Source organism: Sporosarcina luteola (genome assembly GCF_023715535.1).
GTDB classification, from domain to species: Bacteria; Bacillota; Bacilli; order Bacillales_A; family Planococcaceae; genus Sporosarcina; species Sporosarcina luteola_B.
Window position 1 is genome coordinate 1 of sequence record NZ_JAMBOI010000012.1, and the last position, 21,022, is coordinate 21,022.

Consider the following 21,022-nt stretch of genomic DNA (forward strand, 5'->3'; position numbering starts at 1 on the left):
TGCCGCCCGCTTCCTTCAGATTCCACGTCACCATGGACACCCTTGCGTTAGGCTAACCGCTACTTCTGCCTTCGCGGTTCGGGACTTGCACCCTATAGACTACGCCCATGCTGGGCACACCAAAAAAGCATGAACGGTGAAATGATCCGTCCATGCTTGCTAATTACTTATTTCATTACACTCATTTACTGCTCAGTTCCCAACTCATCAAATCCCTTTATCCATGTCATACAACGCACGGTACTTGGATGAAGTTGCTAGCAGTTGTTCATGATTTCCTTGTAATGCGATGTTCCCATCTTCCAGAAAGATGATTTCGTCCATTTGTTCGATGCCCGCTAAATGATGTGTCACCCAAATGACCGTCTTGTCTTTTGCCGCATCGAACATTGTTTGCAGTAGGTCATGTTCTGTTTTCGGATCAAGTCCAATTGTTGGTTCATCAAAAATAACAATCGGTGTTTGCTGTAAAAGGACACGGGCCAATGCAATTCGTTGGCGTTCTCCGCCTGAAAAACGATGTCCCATTTCTTCCATCGGCGTTTTCAGTCCTGTAGGGATCGAAGCGAGTAATTTCGTTAGTTGTGCTTGTTCAACAACTTCCGAAATCTCTTCATCAGATGCTTCGGGATTTCCAATCCGAATATTATTTTCCACCGTTGTATCAAAAAGATGTGATTTTTGATTCAAAATTGACAGCGATTCGGCAAGCAAGCTTTGGCTTGCTTGTTCACCGTCGATGAACACATTTCCTGCTGTCGGCTGAAGTGCGCCTGTCAAAAGTTTTAGCAGCGTTGATTTGCCAGTACCGCTACGACCTAAGATTGCAACTTTCTTTCCTCTATCAATCGTCAAGGTCATCCCACTAATGACATCTTCCTTACTTTCTGGATAACGATAGGATACATTTTGCACTTCAATCGCTGGTCCGTTTGCTTCGTGAATAGCTGCTGCCGCTGACTGCGGAGCGTGACCTGGAGCATCGTTGGTTTCGGTTTCCACCTCTTGTAAACGTCGAAGTGATTCTTCATACGCGGGGATCCGTTCAATTGCTTCAGAAGCCGGTGATAGGGCATCGGTAATTGCTAACATCATTAATGCAAAAGCTGCAATTACAGTTGGTGCAATTTGCCCTGTCTCCGCTTGGTTGCCTGCCCAAGCGATCATCGCCATCACTGCAATGCCGATGACAAGTTGAACTATAGCATTTCGCACATGTTGCCATCGCTTCATTCTCTTTTCAATTTCTAACAAGTCGCGTTCATCGGCTTTATAATCAGCTAAAAATGATTCAATTCGTCCACTGGCAATCCAATCCGATAAGCCGAATACGGCATCTGTTAATTGCGCGTATAATTGATTGCGTCCTTGTTTTAGCGAGATGTATTTACGTCGCGTCACGAGTAATGAAATAAAAGGAATTACGAATACAATAATCGCTAACACAAGCGCCATCATGAGGGCAAATACCCAGTCAAATAATCCAAGCACGCCAATCAATGCACCATAAACGAATAGCGATAAGATACTTGGAAATACAGTTCGTAAATAGAAATCCTGTAAATGCTCGATGTCCTCGGATAACATACTCAATAAGTCACCCGTTTTATAACGTGATTGCAATACTAATGCCTGAGGTTGCAGAACACGGTACAGCCGTGTTCGCATTCTCTCCAAAATGCGCAAAATGACGTCATGGCCAATGAGCCTTTCTAAATAACGCATGACCGCCTGGCTTATACTAAACGCCCGTACCGCCACAATGGGAACGTAGACGATCATAATATTTTCCGGGCGAAGGGCAGACTTTGAGATCAAAAAACCCGATATGAACAATAACATCACACTAGAAGCGACGCCAAGCACGCCTACCAATACGGTAAGCAACATCCGCCCTTTATGTTGTTTCATATAAGGGATAATCCAAGTTCTCACAGCTCTCCTCCCCTTCCCCGGTTTTGTCTAATCAAATCTGTATACACACCTTGTTTCCGAATTAATTCATCATGTGTACCACTTTCGATGAGACTCCCCTCTTTTACTACGACGACATGATCCATATCCTTCATCCAATGAATTCGATGCGTCGCAAGAAAGACGAGTTTCCCTTCAAAAAGGCGAAGCATTGATTTTTTCAACTCATATTCTGTCTCAATATCAAGATGTGCTGTTGGTTCATCGAGAATAATAATGGGGCGTTTACTTAACAATGCGCGGGCCATCGCAATTCGTTGTTCTTGACCGCCACTTACTGAACGCCCCCCCTCGCCGATTTGGGTATCCGCTTGTTCAGGCAATTGTTCAACGAGAGCGCGAAGACCTGTTTCATCGATGACCTGCTCGACTTCCTCATCAGTGGCAGTCGGTTCATAAAATCGAATGTTTTCTTTAATCGACGCCGGGAAAATATAAGGGTGCTGCGGGATATAGGCAATCTGACTTGTCCAATCCGTTCGCATGAGCGAAGGTGTTTTCTCTTCGTTCACTTCGATCAGTCCACTAGTCGGCTGTAAAAAGCCGGCAATAATATCGATGAATGTTGACTTTCCAGCCCCTGACTCACCTACAATCCCAATTGCTCCGCTACCTTCCCATGCAAATCGCAGGTTATTTAGAATCTGTTTTTCATCTACACTAACTGTTACTCCATGAAACGCAATCTTGCTCATCGGTCCCCATTCGATTTTCGTGTTCATCGCAGGGAGAGTTGAATCCTCATGTTCTTTAATAATGGATTCTATTTGTTCCAAGGCAATTTGCCCGTCCAACGTCGCATGATAATCCGTTCCAACTTGTCGGATTGGCAAAAAGTATTCGGGTGCTAAAATAAGAATCGTTAATGCTGGTAGAAGAACGATCGCACCATCAATGAGGCGGAAACCAAGACCAACCGCAACGAATGCGATCGACAAACTCGTAAAAAAATCGAGTGCAAATGATGAAAGGAATGCGATACGAAGTGTTTTCATCGTCGCTTTCCGATATCGTTTGCTGACACGTGCAATTTTGCCTTCATGTCTTTCGCTTACTCCTAAGTACGTTAACGTTTCCAATCCTTTTAATGTATCGATGAAGTGATTCGATAGGATACGATAAGTTTTATACTGATTGTCTGCCATTTTTTGCGCCGCCATCCCAAGTAAAATCATGAAAATGATAATGATCGGGACAGTGGCGATTAAGATGATGGATGATATTTTGTCGAACGTAAAAATAGTAATCGCAAGTACCGCAGGGATGATAAAGGTACGGATCATACGTGGAATCGTGATTTCCAAATACGTTTTGACTTGTTCAATCCCTTCAATCGCAAGCGTAACGAGTCTCCCCGTTCCGTTAGTCTGCGCAAATCGTGGACCGAGTTTAAAATAGGAAGCGGTAAGTTGTTCGCGTAACGCTTTCGTTGTTCGGACTGCAAAGCGCTCTGACAACAGTTGTTGGACGTGGGATAAAACGTGACGCATGACGAAAAATACTAGGAACAAAAGGAGGTCTTTCCAGATTTCTTGAACAGTTGCCCCTTGGAATAAAGATGTCACACTCCGTCCCAAGAAAATGGCTTGAAAGACGATTGCACACGCTTCTACTAAAATGAGGAACGTCAGGGACGTATAGAGAGAACGGCTGCCGGGGTAAGATGGAAGTCCTTTTTTTCTTTTCATTAATACTCCAACTGGTCCTTCCCTTTGAGACGTTCACGAAATACGTAATAGCTCCACCCTTGATAAGCTAGCACGAAGGGAATCAGTGTTAACGAAATATAACTCATCACTTTTAACGAATAATCTCCCGAGGAGGCGTTATAGACCGTTAAATCATTTGCTGCGCCAAGCGTACTGATCATGACCCGTGGAAACAGTCCTATAAAGACACTTGCGGTTAACGCAATGATTGTAATCGTCGTCATTAAAAATGAGAGTCTGTTCCTCTTCTTTTTATTCAATATAGTTGACAGGAGCAATGTTCCCCAGGCTAACAGCGGCAACGCAATCCACCCAGTTCCGTGTGAAGTGAAGATATCTGTCTTCCAAAGACCGGCTGCGGCAAAAGCAAGCAAAGCAAGCAATACCGCGGGTGCAAATCTCGATGACGCAACCCTTGCTCGTTCTTGTAGTTCGCCTTCTGTTCGCAGTGTGATAAATTGCAACCCATGTACGATGCAAAGAAGCGTAAACATCACACCGCCAAGTAAGGCAAATGGATGAAGCAATTGTAGAAACCCACCGATCATCTCCTTATGTTGATCGATTGGAACACCTGTCATAAAATTCGTCAATGCCACTCCCCAAAGGAATGGGGGGACAACGCTTCCAATAAAGATTGCCCAATCCCACACCTGTTTCCATACGGGATGATCTACCTTCCCTCTAAATTCAAATGCGACGCCGCGTAAAATTAACGCAAGCAACATGAACACAAAGGCAATATAGAAACCACTGAACAGCGTTGCATACCAATGTGGAAATGCCGCAAACATTGCGGCACCAGCTGAAATGAGCCACACTTCATTGGCATCCCAAAAAGGTCCGATCGAATTTAAATACACTCGCTTCTCATAATCATCGCGTCCCAAATACTTGGCGACCGTGCCGACACCAAAGTCAAATCCCTCAAGCACGAAGAATAATGTGAACATAAAAGCGATCAGCAGAAACCATAATTCACTTAGTTCCAAATATAATCATCCTCCCGACCGGATGGGTCAACAGCATCAACATCAACCTCAACCGTTTTTTCCTGAAATGCACCTTGCTTAATTGTGCGGACGTATAAGTAAACCGCTACCCCCGCTAAAATCGCATACAATGTTGAAAATGAAATAAGCGAAAATAGAACCTGACCCGCTGTGACATTCGGGGATACGGCATCTTCTGTTTTCATGACACCGAAGACAACCCACGGCTGACGACCCATTTCCGTCATTATCCAACCGACAGTATTCCCGATAAACGGTAACGCTATCGCGTATACCATTACTTTCATGAACAATGGATTTTGTTCAAGTTTGTTTCTCCTTGATACAAACCAGCCGTATACTCCGAGAAGAAGCATGATTGTGCCAGCAAACACCATTGTACGGAAGCTCCAAAATACTGTTCGAACAGGTGGAATATAGTTGCCAGGCCCATACTTTTCTTCATAATGCTTCTGAATCGTATTCATCCCTTCAACTTGTCCACTAAATTTATTGAACGATAAAACACTTAACATATAAGGGATTTGTATTTCATTTGTCGTTGTCTTTTCATAAGGGTTAATTTTTGCTACCACCGTAAACGGTGCCGGATCAGCGCTGTCTTCCCATAATGCTTCCGCAGCCGCCATTTTCATAGGTTGCGTAGTAAGGAGATGCACCGCTTGTTGGTGACCGACGAACAGAACGACAACTGTTGAAACCGTTGCAATGATAATGGAAATCTGAAAAGACTTCTTGAACATATCTAGTTGTTGTTTCTTTAGAATTTTCCATGCACTGATTCCTGCAACGAAAAAAGCACCTGTTGCAAAAGCTGAAAACAAAACATGCGGGAACTGAACCCATAATTGCGGGTTTGTTAATAAAGCGAGGAAATCATTCATTTGGGCTCTGCCTTCAAAATATTCAAAGCCTACGGGGTGATGCATAAATGAATTGGCTGTTAAAATCCAAAAGGCGGAAAGAACAGTTCCAAACAGAACGAGCCAGATGGATAGCAAATGAACTCGTTTCGGCAAGCGATCCCAACCGAACACCCATAATCCAATGAAAGTTGACTCCATAAAGAACGCAAGCAGTCCTTCGATTGCAAGTGATGGACCAAAGACGTCTCCGACGAATCTTGAATATGTCGACCAGTTCATACCGAACTGGAATTCTTGTAAAATTCCTGTTACAACACCGACTGCAAAGTTAATGAGAAACATGGTTCCCCAAAACTTCGTCATTTTTTTATACTTTTCATCGCCTGTTCGATGATAAATCGTTTGCATAATCGCAATCGTCAGTGCGAGACCGATTGACATCGGGACGAAAAGATAATGAAATATTGTTGTAGAAGCAAATTGTATCCTTGCTAAAAATAACGGATCCATTTCACAAATACACTCCTTTAAAGTAATGCTACGAATAGTATTTCCATAAGCCCAAATGATTGAGGATCTTCATGGAGTATACAAGTATACATGGATGTTTACTCACTATCCATGCCGAAGAGATGACTAATCAACGACATTTCTTTGTCCAAAGTTTGGCGGATTTATGACCTTTAATCTTATTGTGACAAAATAATTATCTCAATCGTTCACAATTAAACAGTAAGATGGATTAGAAAGGTTTAACAGATGTTTTATTATGAAAAAGTTACTATTTCACAATGAAAACCTTCGGCGATTAACAAGAACACTTCACAAAATAACAAAAACAGCCAGTGTGAATAAATCCACACTGACTGCTCTATGAAATGTAATATTTATTTATACAACGCCGTCTTCTCGTTAGTTGCAGATTGTCTCGTTCATCCCTTAGCCAAATGCAACATCCAGTATCATCATGACTGCAAATCCTAGCATTAAGCAAATCGATGCCAAGTCTTTATTGCCATTTTCCTGTGATCCCGGGATGACCTCTTCCACTACTACGAAAATCATTGCGCCTGCAGCAAAGCTTAACGCGAATGGGAGAAGGGGCTGCATCGTTGTGACTGCAATTACACCGATTACAGCCGAAATCGGTTCAACCGCGCCGGAAAATTGTCCATAGAAGAAACTTTTCCGGCGTGACATTCCGTCTCTCCGCAGCGGCATTGAAACCGCTGTCCCTTCTGGGAAGTTCTGGATCCCGATTCCAATCGCCAATGCAATAGCGGCCGCCATTGTTGCGGACGGCATACCTGCCGCCACAGCACCGAAGGCAACCCCGATTGCTAGACCTTCAGGTATATTGTGCAACGTAATCGCAAATACAAGAAGGGTGCTCCGCCGTCTGCCGGCAGGATTGATGCCCTCAGCGTCTTTCATGGAAGAGCTCGGATGCAAGTGGGGAATGATCTTATCCGCCACCCACAGAAAGGCGCCTCCCAATAAAAAGCCTATAGCTGCCGGAAACCAAGATGGAAAAGAGCTATTTTGTTCGGCCATTTCAATGGAAGGTGCGAGCAATGACCAAAAACTTGCCGCAATCATTACACCACCCGCAAACCCCAGCATTCCATCCATCAATTTCTGATTTACTTTCTTCGTTGTAAAGACAAGGGCCGCTCCGACAGCAGTCATTCCCCACGTGAATAAAGTGGCGATCAATGCCTGTGCAATCGGATTCAGTCCTATAAAATAATCTATCATCAACATTCACCCTCTTGTGTCTTTATTCTATAGATTAACGCTATTATATGCGCCATGTTTCCTTCGTGCAACATTTAAATTTTGAGTATTTCCTGTTAGAATATAATCTTCCCCACAACATTGCATGATATGATTAAAAAATGACTATGAGCTGCAATTAATATAACGATTTAAGGAGTGACGAACAGTGGATAAAAAAAAGCGGCAACTCTTTGACTACTATTACACTACGTTTACAGAAAGAAGCTTTGATGAAAAAGATGTCTTAAGCTTTTTACTGTTTATTAGAGAAGATGTGCAAGACAATAAAGTGATGAAGGAACTGGGGGACTTTATTGTACATAGGGAAAATTGCAGGGGGTTCGTCAAAGAATTTTTCGAGGAGTGCAAGCAAATTATTGATAATCTCGGCAAAGGAAGAAAGCAAAAGATCGAGAACCTGTTTTCCTTTAAAGAGATTCGGAACGGCTTCAACGCGTTTTTCATCGACAAAGGTTATGAAAAAATGACACCCGAAGTAATCAATGACTTCATTTTGTGTATTATTTCCTTATTGCAAAACGTGAAACTAGTAACGGGCAGCTCCAATAAGGAAATTGGCCACTTAAGCTTCGCGGCATCCAGCAAAGAATTATTTCTAATGGGCAATATGAAAGCATTACATAAAGGGCGATTCATACCTGTTACATTCCCTGTCTTATCAGTAAGGAACATGTACGAGAAGATCAAACCACAAGATGAAAACGACACCCCTTATCTATTTGATAACGAAATCATAGAAGTCGAAAATAACAACGGACAAATCATCATTGCCTTCCCTACAATATAAAAAGCCTTTTAGGTTTTTTTCGGTGCCTTTTTCGGTGCCTGTGCAAGACACAATTCTGTCTATACACTACAATTGCATAAATGAAAAACAGGAAGCCATCCAAATTGTCATTTGGATGGCTTCCCTTTGTATTTATATAAGTTTTATTGAATTGTCATAAATGCACCATGCACAGGCACCGACACAATTCCGGCACAATTCAGATTAGTTCTTTTCGTTGCTTGCTGGGATGATATGGTCGGGAATTGGACATTTGTAGACGTTGTCGCCAAGGCGTTCTTTTAATTCCTTTTTGCTCTTCTCGATCAGCTCTGGTTGTTTCAGCATTTCGAGCGCTGTTCCTGCCATTACTTTCCCTGCAAGCAACATTCCTTTTTCTGCAATGGATGTATCTCCAATGGAGACGACTTGCCACGTGTGGGCCGGCGTACCAAGAACCCAGCATGCTCCGAAAAGTTGAGCGGTTGGAGTGACCCAGCTCACATCCCCAACGTCGGTTGACCCGAAAATAGATGGAGTTGAATCCGGATTGTAAGGATTAATGACGTCTGCCATTGCTTTTCCTTTCAATTGGTCCGCAACTTCTTTCGGCAATTTCCCCATATCGTTTTCAATATCCGCTTGTGACAACGTTGCTTGAAGTTGTTGGGCGAATGCAAGCTCTTCCTCACTGTAATCAGGCAAGCCGATTTCATTGAATACTTCATGCATTTTCGTCTCGATTGTTGTATTCGGAATTAAATTTGAACAAGCTTTATCAAAAACGATTTCCACTTCTGTTCCGGTCATTAATGCTGCGCCTTTTGCGATATTGCATACGCGCTCGTAAATTTCTTGGACTTGAGGTGTTTTAGGGGCGCGGATTAAGTAAAGTACTTCCGCCTCGGCTTGAACCACGTTCGGCGAGAAGCCACCTGAATTAGTGATTGCATAGTGAACTCTTGCTTCAGGAATTATATGCTCGCGCAAGTAGTTCACGCCGACGTTCATGAGTTCAACTGCATCCAATGCACTTCTGCCAAGATGCGGAGCCGCAGCTGCATGGGCGCTTTTCCCTTTGAACCGGTAGTAGATCTGATAGTTTGCCAACGAGTTCCCTGTGAAGATTTCGTTTGTCGACCATGGATGCCAACATAGTGCAAAATCAACATCATCAAAAATACCTGCACGTGTCATATACGTTTTTCCGGAACCGCCTTCTTCTGCTGGGCAGCCATAATAACGAATTGTGCCCGGCAAGCCTTCTTGCACCATCAAGTCTTTAAGCGCAACGGCTGCGGCTAGGGAGCCTGTTCCGAGCAAATTGTGACCGCATCCGTGGCCGTTCCCTCCCTGTTCAATTGGTGATGGATCAGCCGTTCCACCTTCTTGGCTTAATCCTGAAAGCGCATCGTACTCACCTAGAAAAGCGATGACAGGACTACCGGAGCCGTAACTGCCTACAAAGGCTGTCGGCATGTCGGCAAGCCCTTTCTCCACTTCAAACCCTTCAGATTCCAGTACTTCACAAAGTAATGCAGCCGATTGGACTTCCTCAAAACGCGTTTCGGCAAATCGCCAAATTTGCTTGCTGACATCCACCCATTTATCTTTCTTTTCTTCTACCAATTGAACTATTTTCTGAAGATCATTCATTCTTGACACTCCTTTTCATCCTTAACTGCTGCCAGTGCTTTTGCTGTCCGGAACAATAGATCAACGCCTGTCAGAAGAACTTCCTCATCATAGTCGAACCGTTCATGATGATGTCCCGCTGCCAGATCCGTTCCAATGATTGTATACGTTGCAAGACCGCCTCGCTCTTTCACTCTTTCCATGAAATATGTGGCATCTTCGGAACCGGCGGATTGAGTGCTCATTGGAATGACATGATCAACATACGGTGAAGACGTCGCCACTTCGGAAATGATGTCGACCAATGACTCACTTGGAGTACTGCTAACAGCTTCCCCGACAATTTGAATGTCCACCTCTGTTTGATGCATTGCAGCGGCCCCTTGTAAAATCGATAAAGCTTGCGCTCGAATGTACTCATTCACTTCCGATGTCTCTCCGCGTGTTTCAATTTGCAGGAATGCAAGTGGCGCAATAATATTACGCCCGCTTCCCGCCTTCAATACACCGACATTGACGCGGGATGCTCCATCTGCGTGACGGGGGATTCCATATAGTCCGAGGACTGCCGTTGAGGCCGCTACCAATGCATTTTGTCCTTCATTAGGCGCAGCACCGGCGTGAGCCGCTTTTCCTTTAAAAACGACATCCATTTTCGTAGTTGCAAGGAACCCTGCATTGCCTGCAACTACGTGACGAGCTGTAACGCCTGTCCCTATATGAGTTGCGATGAAGAAGTCAACGTCATCTACAACACCTGCTTCTGTCATTGACTTTGCACCGCGCGTCCCCTCTTCCGCAGGTTGGAAAATCAGTTTTACGACCCCGTTAAGCGAATCTTTTTCTTCCATCAGCAGTTTGGCAAGCCCCATCCCGATTGCCGTATGACCATCATGACCGCATGCGTGCATCGTATTTTCATTGACTGAAGAGAATCCTTCATCAAATGGCAAATGTCCTGGTGATAGTTCTTCCTGAATTTCGAGCGCATCCATATCTACCCGGAATGCTATGACCGGACCAGGTCTCCCTGTATCGAGGACGCCCACAACGCCCGTCATTCCATCCTTCAGCCGTTCCAACCATCTTTCATCGGCGCCATTTTGTCTCGCCCATTCAAAATGTCGATCCAACGCATCCTGTTCCGGGACGCCCATTCTTGCTTCCCTCTTCATCACCTCTTCACCTGCGTGCACTTTATAGCCTAAGTCTTCTAAATAGCTGGCTACAATCGATGCTGTACGCATTTCCATAAAACCGATTTCAGGGTTTTGGTGAAAATCGCGTCTCCAGTTTTGAAGCAGTTGGTGAAGTTCTTCCATATACTGTATCTCATCCATAATAGTCACTCCCAAATAGTTTCATTTATCAGAAAGGCGTACCGTCCACGGAAATCCGCAACAGTACGCCATGTAGATTCATAATTCACGGTGTATAGAATGGCGTTACGCCTGGCCCAAATGGGATGTCGGCATAGAAGAACACAAGAATGAGAATGATCCAAACACCTAGAAACGCCAAGGAATAAGGAATCATCAAGGATATCAATGTTCCAATCCCCGCTTTTTTGTCATACTCGCGCATGAATGATAAGATCACTACGAAATACGCATTTAGCGGAGTAATGATATTCGTTGAAGAATCGGCTACCCGATATGCCACTTGCGTAAATGCAGGATGGTACCCAAGCTGCATGAACAGCGGCACGAATACAGGTGCTTCCAATGCCCACTTCGCCGATCCGGAAGTAATTAAGAAATTCAGCAAAGCTGTGAAAATAATGTATCCGATAACAACCCACATGCCCGTAAGATTGATTTCTTTTAACCATTCTGCGCCATTGACCGCAATCCATGTACCAATATTTGTCCAGTTGAAGTACGAGATAAATTGAGCTGCTGCAAAAATGAGCACGATATATCCTGACATTTCCCGGATGGATGCAGTCATATGTTTTGAAACATCTTTTGTCGATTTAATCGTACCAGTTGTCAATCCATACGCGACGCCTATCGTCACGAAGAACAAGATAATAATCGGGATGATGCCGGTTAAAAATGGTGAAGGAATCATACCGCCATCCTCATTGCGCAACGGAGAGTCCGGCCAAAAAATAACGAGCAGCAACAAAGCAATATAACCGAGTCCTGCCAAGCCAGCATTGCGAAGGCCTTTACTCGCATTCGGCAAATCATCATCCATCGACTTCAATACGGCATCCCCTGTATATTTTCCAAGTTTAGGTTCAATAATTTTATCAGTTATCAGTCCACCGACAATTGTCAAAATGAAAACAGAAGCGATGTTAAAGAACCAATTGTCCACCGGTGTGACAACCACTGTTTCATCAATCATTTTTGCAGCTTCGGTCGAAATTCCGGCTAACAGTGCGTCTGTACCTACTACTAATAAATTGGCTGTAAATCCAGCACCTGCACTTGCAAAACCAGCTGCCAAACCGGCAAGCGGATGACGCCCAAGCTTATAAAATACCATTGCCGCAAGCGGAGGAATTAAGATCATCGCTGCGTCAGAAGCTATATTCCCCATGATCCCTGTAAAGACAACTGCATATGTAACCAATTTCGCAGGTGCTTTCAATACGGTTTTTTTAATCGCAGTTTCTAGCAAACCAACTTTTTCTGCTAAACCGATTCCAAGCATCATCGCCAAGACAAGACCTAAAGGCGCGAAGCCTGTGAAGTTCGTTATCATGGACGAGAGAATGTATTGCAATCCTTCTCCAGAAAGTAAGTTCTTGATCTGCAGCTGTTCTCCTGTTCCAGGATGAATAACGGATGCATTAAACTGCGCAAAAATGAATGACGCGACCATTACTGCGATTGCCAAGTAGACAAATAGCATGAAAGGATCTGGCAGTCTATTTCCAACCCTTTCAACGATGTTTAAAAATCGTATAAACAATCCTTGCTTCGCAGTTTTCTCTGTTGGTTTACTCATGACTTACCTCCCGTGGTGTGATTGATAGTGTTGAAGAACTGCAAATTTTGTTCATTTTCTCTACATCACGTGAATGCGCTTTCATATCGTTTAACTAAAAGACGCTGAAATAATAACCTGCATGCGATAAGAGTAGATTTATTATTAGACCTATTTAGGACATGTCTTGAAAAGAGTATAGCAAGCACTTTTTAAGAATGCAATCCCATTTTTACTAAAAATGAAAGTATTTTATTAATTAGCTCAGATTCATTGATTCTCCTTGAAGTTTCCTTGTATAGTTTAAATGAGAGCTTATTTACTGGGAAAGGAGCTAGTCAATTATGCTCAAAATAGGCGTCATTACAGCTAGTCACTCTATCGAAATGATTAAACAAGTCGAATCCTATTTACCAGATCATTGCGAGTTAACGTTCATCCCGTATCGGCAAATCAAAGAAATTACAGTGTTGTACGAACAGCATCATTTGTACTATGACGGCATCCTATTGAGTGGTAGGTTGGCTTATAAGATATTGCTCCAGCATTCAACTGTATTACCTACACCTACTTTCTATTTGGAAATTACAGAAGGCGACTTTTATAAACACCTATTCGCGATCCGGAATCAATTTAAAGAACTAGACTTTTCAAGGGTGTTTATTGATTTTCTGGGAGAATACGAGGATTCATTCAGATTGTATGAAGTATTGAAAGAAGACGAAAGACCTTATTCCAGCCAACTGGAGTATGCGGATGATATTTACGAAAAGACTTTGCAAAAACATTTAACTCTATGGGCGGAAGGAAAAATTGATTTTGCAATCACTCGTTTAAGTAACATTGTTCATCACTTGAATGAAGCCGGCATTCCCAATACGTTCATTTTTCCCTCAAAAGAATCCATTTGGGAACAATTGCAGCAAATTATTCACGAACTGCAAATCTCCCATTTGCAGGAAAACCAATGGGCCATCGGGATCATTACAATTACTGATGATGCGGATGATAGTGAATTGGATTTCAAACAGGTTCTACTGCACAAAGCTTTGTTGGAGTTTAATCATCACACAAATTATTTCTCCATCATTCAAAGGCAGCGCAAAGGTTTTGAGGTCGTTACGTCTCATGCTGAACTGAAAAAAATAACGAATGATTTTACAAACTGTGCCGCCATCAACTACTTAACAAATGCACTCCCCTTCCAAGTAAACATCGGATGGGGTGTAGGAACTACACTTTACCAAACAAAAAAAGATGCCTATATCGCCAATAATGAAGCGGCAGCAAATGATTTCTCTAGCGCTTACCTCATAAGAGATCGAGAAGAGGTCATCGGCCCCCTAGGCATGGATAGTTGCATTGAATATAGCGTGTCGATCAATCCGGAAATAGAGAAGTTAAGCGAAAATCTTGAAATATCCAGTCTTCATATCCAAAAAATCATGGCTGTCCTAGCAAAAAATCAATCAAATGAGCTTACTTCGGAAGATCTTGCCTATCATTTAGGCCATACAGTCCGCCAAGCCAATCGCATTTTAAATAAATTGGAGGAAAAAGGTGTGGTCGAAACGATCTATCGCAAACAAGAAAAGTTGAGAGGACGCCCTAAAAAGGTATATCGCATCGACTTTCGAAAAACGTCCGAACGCAAACAATAAATACGGCTTCCTACGTTCACGAATAACAAAAAAAGAGCAACCCCTTATGAAATTAGGGGTTGCTCTTTTCAGTGATTGCATAGATAAGATGAATGACGAAAAAATGCTAATTGATAAAAGAACAGAAGCGATTACTTTATTTATTTTACAACTCTCGTTTTGGTGCCGCCATTTTATCATCATCAACGGTACCTTTCCCCGCTTTGTTATCCGACGTTCCGTCAGAACCAACAGCAGTAGATCCGAATGGATCAAGAGCAGAAGCCATAGTATCCCCAGTAAAAGCACCTACACTAGTTGCTGTTGCCTCGCGTGAATCATGTTCTTCACGTTTTCGTTTATTACTATTTTCCATTCATTTCACTCCCTATATTGTTTTAGGACTCATCCCAAACTTATCTTGTCCAAAAGTGACAACTCCATGAGCCGATATTAACAAGCATCTGAAAATTTATTCTCAAAGGAGCTCCGCCCAACCCCACTATTGAGTAGCTCCCCTTAAACACTTTTAATTTATTTAAAAAACCTTTGACTTTTTTTCAAAGAAACAGTACGATTCAATCTAGAAGTTGAAAAAATTTAAAACCACATCGAAAGGAATTGACTTAATTGACTAAAATTCTTTACGGAAACACACCTTGCTTTTTAGGAGCAGATAACATCTCTGCTACTAAATCATTTGAAAATATAGATGCAGTAGTATACGGAATTCCATGGGAAGGAGCCGTTACATGGGGAGATTACACAGGTTGTGAACTTGGCCCGAAAGTGATGCGCTTAACTTCTGCTCGTTATAGCGGTTATTTACCGGAACTTGATCATATTGATGTGTTTGAACATATGAAAATCGGAGATATCGGAGACATCGATGTCGTACCCGCTGATGTAGATGAAACAATGAATCGCATTACAAAATTTTCGAGCGATCTATGGAAAAGCGGGAAATTCCTAATTGGCTTAGGCGGCGATCATGGCGTTACTTTCCCAATCGTGAAAGCGCTTGCTGAAACGGGCAAAAAAGTCGGTATCATTCATCTTGATGCGCATTACGACAACCTCCCTTCTCATAACGGAGATCAATATGCACGATGCAGCCCGTTTGCCCGTCTATACGAGCAAGAAGGCGTTCGCAATGAAAGCATCATCCATACTGGGATTCACGGGCCAAGAAATATGCCGGAAGCCGGCCGTAATGCGAAGGAAGCCGGCGCTGTCACAGTAACGATTAACGATATTCGAAATGCGAAAGACTTAAAGGCACTTGCTGGTGATCTATATGCAATGGCTAGCAAAGAGGTAGATTGTGTCTACCTAAGCATCTGCAGTGACGTGCTAGATTTTGCGTTCAACCCTGGCGGTCCAGTCGATGGCAACGGTCTTACTTCCTATGAACTACTTACGCTTGTCTACGAAATTTGCAAACAAGGTGTCATCGGGATGGACTTCGTGGAAATCTACCCACAACAAGATCCGAACCAAAACTCAGCACACTTTGTTTCAACAGTCGTTTTATATGCACTCGCTGGTGAAATTGCCCACAAACAACAAAACTCGTAATTCCCTTTCACGTAAATTTTGTAAGTCTTCAACCCTTTCCTGAGGTTGAAGACTTCTATGCAAAGCGCAATTAAAGCGCTTACATAAGAAACTGAAAAATGGTGATAAAAATGGCTGATACAAACGGAGAAATTAACAGTATTTTGAAGCGCTACGAGCCGATTGCTGATATGATTCATGCTACTTTCGGCAGCAATTGTGAAGTCGTCGTACATGATTTAAGCAATGTTCAATCTTCCCTTGTTTATATTCAAGGAAACGTGACAGGTCGTGAAGTAGGTGCCCCTACAACCGAGGTTATTTTGAAACAACTACGCCAACATGGCAATGAAGTGAAAGATAAACTTGGATTTACGACACGAACGACAGACGGAAAAATGGTGAAAACCTCCATCTCTTTCATTCGGAACGATGAAGGTGAAGTCATTGGTTATTTGGGCATAAACTTCGATATTACTGCTTTTTCACTGGTTAACCAAGTGATGAAAGAATTTACCACTGTATACGATGCAGAAGAAAATAGTAATCACCTGGATGAATCTTATGCGAAAAATATTGATGAAGTTTTTCATCATTTAATCAGCTCTGTAACGCTGGAAATCGGAGTTCCTATTCCCGAAATGTCCCGAAACGAGCGCATTCGTTTTGTTCAGAAGTTGGAAGAGAGAGGCGCTTTCCTAATCCAAGGTTCCGGGGACCGCATCGCTACTGTGCTGGGTGTTTCAAAACAAACGATCTATAACTATTTAGAATGAAGTAAGAAGAAAATAGAATATACACATGATGAAATCATCGTTGGTTTCATCCACCACAAATAAACGAAATATTCCAAACGTTGAAACGAGAGGTGTACTACAATGACGAATGTTGAACTTGAGAACATCCAAGTTGCAGAGAGAAAATCATTACTAGATAGAATAAAAGTGATTGGTCCTGGCGCCATCATTACTGCTTCTTTTATTGGTCCGGGGACCGTAACAACTGCTACTCGAGCAGGTGCTTCGTATGGATATGCCATCCTCTGGGCGGTCGTCTTTTCGATCATCGCGACAATCGTGTTGCAAGAAATGACAGCACGTCTTGGGATAATTACGCGGAAAGGTCTGGGGGAAGCCGTTCGTGAACAATTCTCCAATCCCATATTAAAATATGGCTCCATGTGGCTTATAATGATTGCAATCAGCGTCGGGTGTGCAGCCTATATGGCCGGCGATCTGCTCGGTACATCGCTCGGTATTTCAACGTTGACAGGCATTTCGCCGAATGTGCTTGGGCCAATAGTGGGCATTATTATTTTATTTATTGGATTGAGCGGAAGTTATAAGTTGATTGAACGGGTCATGGTCTCCTTGATTGCCATTATGAGTTTGACGTTCATTACAACAATGTTTGTCGCAAAGCCTAATCTTGGCGAATTGTTCCAAGGCGCATTCCTTCCGACGATCCCAAGTGGTTCCATCATTATGATCATTGCGCTGATCGGGACGACAGTCGTGCCCTATAATTTATTTTTACACTCCTCCATGGTACAGGAACGTTGGAACAAGCCAACTGACTTGAGAGAAGCGCGCATTGATACAATCGTCTCGATCAGTATCGGCGGATTGATTACAGCGGCAGTGTTGATTACTGCTGGAGCAATGATACAAGGTGTTGAAGTTTCAAGCGCTGCAGATCTATCCCTTCAATTGGAACCCATTTTTGGCCAATGGGCGAAAGCGTTCATGAGCCTCGGACTGTTTGCAGCTGGATTTTCTTCTGCACTCGCTTCCCCGCTAGGTGCAGCGATGACTGTAAGCAGCGTTTTAAAATGGGAAAAAGGGATGAAGGATAAGCGTTTCAAAATTGTCTTCGCAACAGTGATGATCATCGGCATCGTCTGTTCGGGTCTTGGTTTCAATCCGCTTGACGTCTTACTGTTCGCACAAGCGTTGAATGGGATTTTACTCCCGGTGATCGTCATTACGCTTCTTGTCATCATGAATAACAAAAAGCGTCTTGGTGAATTTGGAAACTCCGTGAAAGCGAATATTATTGGCGGAATCGTTGCTGTCATTTGTACGTTCCTCGGAATATATAGTTTGATTGATGCCATTAAAGCTTTTATTGGAGCGTAAATGTTACTATCAAGGCAAATCAGGAGAAATAAAAGTAGCACAAACCATCCACATGGTCTGTGCTACTTTTATGCATATACTGATTCTGATTTATTATTTTACTATTCATCGCTTGTTATGTTTCCACGCTCTTTCTCCGCGCAAGTCCGTAATAAGAGAGAAGTGCAATGATTGATGTACCAAAAATGATGACCCCCATCGGGATTGCTGTTTCCTCTCCTGCGATGCCAACGAGCGGTGCAGTAATTGAGCCTAAGATGAATGGCAATAATCCTAGCAACGCGGAAGCACTTCCTGCAATATGGCCCTGCGATTCCATCGCCAATGAAAACGAGGACGTAGCAATGATACCAATTGATGCAACGAAAAAGAAGATGGGTACAACGATTGAGAGAAGCGGGCCGTGCACAAGAACCGCAATAAGTAAAAATGCGCCTGATGTGACGGAAATGAATAATCCTGTCTGTAAAAATCGCTGTTCAGAAACGATGCCCGTTAAGCGCCCGACAACTTGCGATCCGATGATGAGTCCTATTCCATTCATGCCGAATAACACACTAAATAGTTGCGGCGAAACACCGTAAATCGTTTGATACACAAAGGGAGTCCCCGCAACATAAGCGAAGATACCAGCCATAATGAACCCTTGTGCGAGTGCATAGCCCATAAAGCTACGATTTTTCAGTAATGATTGGAAGTTTTTAAATGTCTGGTTGAGATTGCTGGGGACTCGCATATCGTGCGATAATGATTCATCCATCTTCCAAATCACAACAATGGCCAACAAAAGACCAATAAAACTTAATGTGATAAATATGCCTTTCCAATCCGTAAACGCGAGAATGACTCCTCCTAGAAGAGGTGCGAGAATCGGCGCCAGGTTATTGATCAGCATGAGGAGTGCGAAAAACTTCGTTAATTCCCTTCCACTGTATACGTCCCGGACGACTGCTCTGGAGATGACAATTCCCGCAGATGCCGCAAATCCTTGTAGGAAACGAGCCGCAATGAACAATCCAATATTGGGTGCAAAGGCACAAAGGATTGATGCCGCCAAGTAAACGATCAGTGCAACGACTAACGGTTTCTTTCGTCCATGGACATCACTCATCGGACCTAGCACTAACTGTCCTAATCCGATTCCGACTAACGTCGCTGTCAGACTCACTTGTACCAAGGAAGGAGTTGTGCCAAATGCAGTAACAATTGTCGGGAATGACGGTAAATACATATCAATGGTTAAAGGGCCCATCGCTGCCAGCGTCCCTAAAAGCAGTGCCAGCTTTAAGCGCTTAGCTCCTGTTAATGTTTTCATGATGTTTTCAACCTTTCTAAGCTTAAAGGCGGCAAATTCGGTACCTACCTATGTAAACATAAGTTTCTACTTTATCACCAAAATGTCTAAAACGAAAGAATTAGGCTTCCCATTGAACTCAATTGATGAAAAGCAAAAAAAGAGCAACCACCCAGAAAGCTGGGAGTTGCTCTTTTCGTTACTTGCAAAGTTTAATGCGGCAGAAATGCTAATTGATAAAAGAACAGAATCGCGAACACATACACAAGTGGATGGACAGCACGCCATTTCCCCATAACAACCTTTAAGATTGGATAAGAAATGAAACCTAATGCAATCCCTGTTGCAATACTCGAAGTGAGCGGCATGCTTAAGATGATTAGAAATGCGGGGAATGCTTCGTCAATCTCATCCCATTTGATTTTGGCAATTGCCCCCATCATTAAACTGCCGACAATAATCAACGCAGGTGCAGTAATTGAAGATAAACCTGAAATCGCACTAACTAACGGTCCGAAAAACGCTGCAACGATAAATAGAATAGCGACAGTTACTGTAGTTAGCCCAGTTCGTCCACCTGCTGCTACGCCTGCAGATGATTCAATATAAGCACTTGTCGGGGTTGTCCCGAACATCGAGCCAGCAGTGGCAGCAACAGAGTCTGCGAGTAGAGCTTGGCGTGCCCTTGGCATTTTATTATCCTTCATTAACCCCGCTTGCTGTGCAACCCCAATCATCGTTCCAGTCGTATCAAAAATTGTCACCATGAGGAATGAAAAGACGACAGGAAACAGCATGTGACTCCAAACATCTGTAATAGCAGCGAACGGATTGGAGACAATGATTCCTTCAGGAAGCGAAGGCATCTGAACGAAACCGTGATCAAAGGATAGATGTCCTGTGAAAAAGGCAACTAGTGCCGTAATGATCATGCCGATGAACAATGCCCCATGTACCCTCAACGCCATAAATATTAATGTAACCGTAAGACCAAGCAAGCCAAAAAGCACAGTAGGTGAATGTAGATCCCCAAGCGCTACAAGATTGGACGGATGGGAGACGATCATCCCAGCCTGTCTCATTCCAATAAAGGCGATAAACAAGCCAATCCCCGCTGTAATCCCGTGTTTCAAGTTATCAGGAATCGCCTCAATTAACACTTTCCGGAAAGACGTCAACGACAAAATAACAAAAATCAAACCCGCAACGAAAACAGCTGAGAACGCTGTTTCATACGTAATACCATTTGTTCCAACGACCGAATAGGCGAAATACGCATTCATACCCATCCCCGGTGCAATCGCAATCGGATAATTTGCTGCTAGCGCCATCCAAAGGGTTCCGATAACAGTAGCAATTATCGTAGCCGTAAACACCTGATCGAATGGCACGCCCGCATCTTTCAAAATGATCGGATTGACGATCACGATATATACCATCGTAAAAAAGGTTGTGAACCCTGCTAGGACTTCCGTTTTTACAGTTGTATTGTTTTCTTGTAATTTAAACACGAAAAAACTCCTCCAAAGACGAACGTTATTTAACACCTTACATATATTATTCGTTTTTAGCGGAGTTTTCAAGTGTTAATTGAAATCTTTTTAAGGTTTATGATCACTCAACGGGGTTTATGATCACTCTACAGGATTTATGATCACTCAACTGGGTTTATGATCACTCAACAGGATTT

At 43.1% G+C, this 21,022-nt stretch carries 16 protein-coding genes; 5 read left to right on the forward strand and 11 right to left on the reverse strand.

Annotation, left to right across the window (positions count from 1 at the left end):
- Positions 1-207: 207 nt before the first annotated feature.
- The 5 genes from cydC to M3191_RS15400 form a co-directional block, all read right to left on the reverse strand.
- Positions 208-1,935 (reverse strand): thiol reductant ABC exporter subunit CydC, encoded by a 1,728-nt coding sequence (cydC, locus tag M3191_RS15380; RefSeq protein ID WP_251701257.1) that lies wholly within the window; start codon positions 1,933-1,935, stop codon positions 208-210.
- A complete protein-coding gene (gene cydD, locus M3191_RS15385) occupies positions 1,932-3,662 on the reverse strand; it encodes a thiol reductant ABC exporter subunit CydD (RefSeq protein ID WP_251701258.1) in 1,731 nt (576 codons plus the stop codon). Before cydD ends, cydC begins: the two co-directional genes overlap by 4 nt.
- Entirely contained in the window at positions 3,662-4,636 is a 975-nt protein-coding gene (cydB, locus tag M3191_RS15390; protein WP_251701323.1) for a cytochrome d ubiquinol oxidase subunit II, read from the reverse strand. Before cydB ends, cydD begins: the two co-directional genes overlap by 1 nt.
- Positions 4,637-4,665: 29 nt before the next feature.
- Entirely contained in the window at positions 4,666-6,072 is a 1,407-nt protein-coding gene (locus tag M3191_RS15395) for a cytochrome ubiquinol oxidase subunit I (protein WP_251701259.1), read from the reverse strand.
- A 429-nt stretch (positions 6,073-6,501) separates the two neighbouring features.
- Positions 6,502-7,320, reverse strand: coding sequence for a ZIP family metal transporter (locus M3191_RS15400; protein WP_251701260.1), 819 nt, complete (start codon positions 7,318-7,320; stop codon positions 6,502-6,504).
- 187 nt (positions 7,321-7,507) lie between these two features.
- Between M3191_RS15400 and M3191_RS15405 the strand changes: the two genes are divergently transcribed.
- Positions 7,508-8,149 carry a hypothetical protein gene (locus M3191_RS15405; protein ID WP_251701261.1) on the forward strand — a complete coding sequence of 214 codons (642 nt, stop codon included), beginning with the start codon at positions 7,508-7,510 and terminating at the stop codon, positions 8,147-8,149.
- Positions 8,150-8,353: 204 nt separating this feature from the next.
- Here the strand turns inward: M3191_RS15405 and M3191_RS15410 are convergent, their stop codons facing one another.
- From M3191_RS15410 to M3191_RS15420, 3 genes are all read right to left on the reverse strand, one after another.
- Positions 8,354-9,784 carry a M20 family metallopeptidase gene (locus M3191_RS15410; RefSeq protein ID WP_251701262.1) on the reverse strand — a complete coding sequence of 477 codons (1,431 nt, stop codon included), beginning with the start codon at positions 9,782-9,784 and terminating at the stop codon, positions 8,354-8,356.
- The gene (locus tag M3191_RS15415; RefSeq protein ID WP_251701263.1) at positions 9,781-11,103 is read right to left on the reverse strand and encodes an amidohydrolase; all 1,323 of its coding nucleotides are present in this window, start codon (positions 11,101-11,103) and stop codon (positions 9,781-9,783) included. Before M3191_RS15415 ends, M3191_RS15410 begins: the two co-directional genes overlap by 4 nt.
- A gap of 85 nt (positions 11,104-11,188) precedes the next feature.
- Positions 11,189-12,724, reverse strand: coding sequence for an AbgT family transporter (locus M3191_RS15420; RefSeq protein ID WP_251701264.1), 1,536 nt, complete (start codon positions 12,722-12,724; stop codon positions 11,189-11,191).
- 323 nt (positions 12,725-13,047) lie between these two features.
- On the opposite strand from M3191_RS15420, the gene M3191_RS15425 reads away from it, so the two are divergent.
- Entirely contained in the window at positions 13,048-14,364 is a 1,317-nt protein-coding gene (locus tag M3191_RS15425) for a transcriptional regulator (RefSeq protein ID WP_251701265.1), read from the forward strand.
- Positions 14,365-14,509: 145 nt separating this feature from the next.
- On the opposite strand, the gene M3191_RS15430 is transcribed toward M3191_RS15425, so the two are convergent.
- Entirely contained in the window at positions 14,510-14,719 is a 210-nt protein-coding gene (locus tag M3191_RS15430) for a hypothetical protein (protein ID WP_251701266.1), read from the reverse strand.
- 254 nt (positions 14,720-14,973) lie between these two features.
- On the opposite strand from M3191_RS15430, the gene M3191_RS15435 reads away from it, so the two are divergent.
- The 3 genes from M3191_RS15435 to M3191_RS15445 all read left to right on the forward strand — a co-directional run bounded on the left by M3191_RS15435 (position 14,974) and on the right by M3191_RS15445 (position 18,038).
- Positions 14,974-15,921, forward strand: coding sequence for an agmatinase family protein (locus M3191_RS15435; protein ID WP_251701267.1), 948 nt, complete (start codon positions 14,974-14,976; stop codon positions 15,919-15,921).
- Positions 15,922-16,019: 98 nt separating this feature from the next.
- On the forward strand, positions 16,020-16,676 hold the full coding sequence (locus M3191_RS15440) for a helix-turn-helix transcriptional regulator (RefSeq protein ID WP_251701268.1): 657 nt from the start codon (positions 16,020-16,022) through the stop codon (positions 16,674-16,676).
- A gap of 102 nt (positions 16,677-16,778) precedes the next feature.
- Positions 16,779-18,038, forward strand: a complete 1,260-nt coding sequence (locus tag M3191_RS15445; protein WP_251701269.1) for an Nramp family divalent metal transporter — start codon at positions 16,779-16,781, stop codon at positions 18,036-18,038.
- A gap of 115 nt (positions 18,039-18,153) precedes the next feature.
- Here the strand turns inward: M3191_RS15445 and M3191_RS15450 are convergent, their stop codons facing one another.
- Together M3191_RS15450 and M3191_RS15455 are read right to left on the reverse strand one after the other, a co-directional pair.
- On the reverse strand, positions 18,154-19,353 hold the full coding sequence (locus M3191_RS15450) for a Bcr/CflA family multidrug efflux MFS transporter (RefSeq protein WP_251701270.1): 1,200 nt from the start codon (positions 19,351-19,353) through the stop codon (positions 18,154-18,156).
- Between the two features lie 191 nt (positions 19,354-19,544).
- Positions 19,545-20,843 (reverse strand): NCS2 family permease, encoded by a 1,299-nt coding sequence (locus tag M3191_RS15455; protein WP_251701271.1) that lies wholly within the window; start codon positions 20,841-20,843, stop codon positions 19,545-19,547.
- Positions 20,844-21,022: the final 179 nt, after the last annotated feature.

Coding starts and splice junctions, on each gene's coding strand:
- cydD (WP_251701258.1), bottom strand. CDS start 3,662: ATGAAAAGAAAAAAAGGACTTCCATCTTACCCCGGCAGCCGTTCTCTC.
- cydB (WP_251701323.1), bottom strand. CDS start 4,636: ATGTTCACATTATTCTTCGTGCTTGAGGGATTTGACTTTGGTGTCGGC.
- M3191_RS15395 (WP_251701259.1), bottom strand. CDS start 6,072: ATGGATCCGTTATTTTTAGCAAGGATACAATTTGCTTCTACAACAATA.
- M3191_RS15400 (WP_251701260.1), bottom strand. CDS start 7,320: ATGATAGATTATTTTATAGGACTGAATCCGATTGCACAGGCATTGATC.
- M3191_RS15410 (WP_251701262.1), bottom strand. CDS start 9,784: ATGAATGATCTTCAGAAAATAGTTCAATTGGTAGAAGAAAAGAAAGAT.
- M3191_RS15415 (WP_251701263.1), bottom strand. CDS start 11,103: ATGGATGAGATACAGTATATGGAAGAACTTCACCAACTGCTTCAAAAC.
- M3191_RS15420 (WP_251701264.1), bottom strand. CDS start 12,724: ATGAGTAAACCAACAGAGAAAACTGCGAAGCAAGGATTGTTTATACGA.
- M3191_RS15425 (WP_251701265.1), top strand. CDS start 13,048: ATGCTCAAAATAGGCGTCATTACAGCTAGTCACTCTATCGAAATGATT.
- M3191_RS15430 (WP_251701266.1), bottom strand. CDS start 14,719: ATGGAAAATAGTAATAAACGAAAACGTGAAGAACATGATTCACGCGAG.
- M3191_RS15440 (WP_251701268.1), top strand. CDS start 16,020: ATGGTGATAAAAATGGCTGATACAAACGGAGAAATTAACAGTATTTTG.
- M3191_RS15445 (WP_251701269.1), top strand. CDS start 16,779: ATGACGAATGTTGAACTTGAGAACATCCAAGTTGCAGAGAGAAAATCA.
- M3191_RS15450 (WP_251701270.1), bottom strand. CDS start 19,353: ATGAAAACATTAACAGGAGCTAAGCGCTTAAAGCTGGCACTGCTTTTA.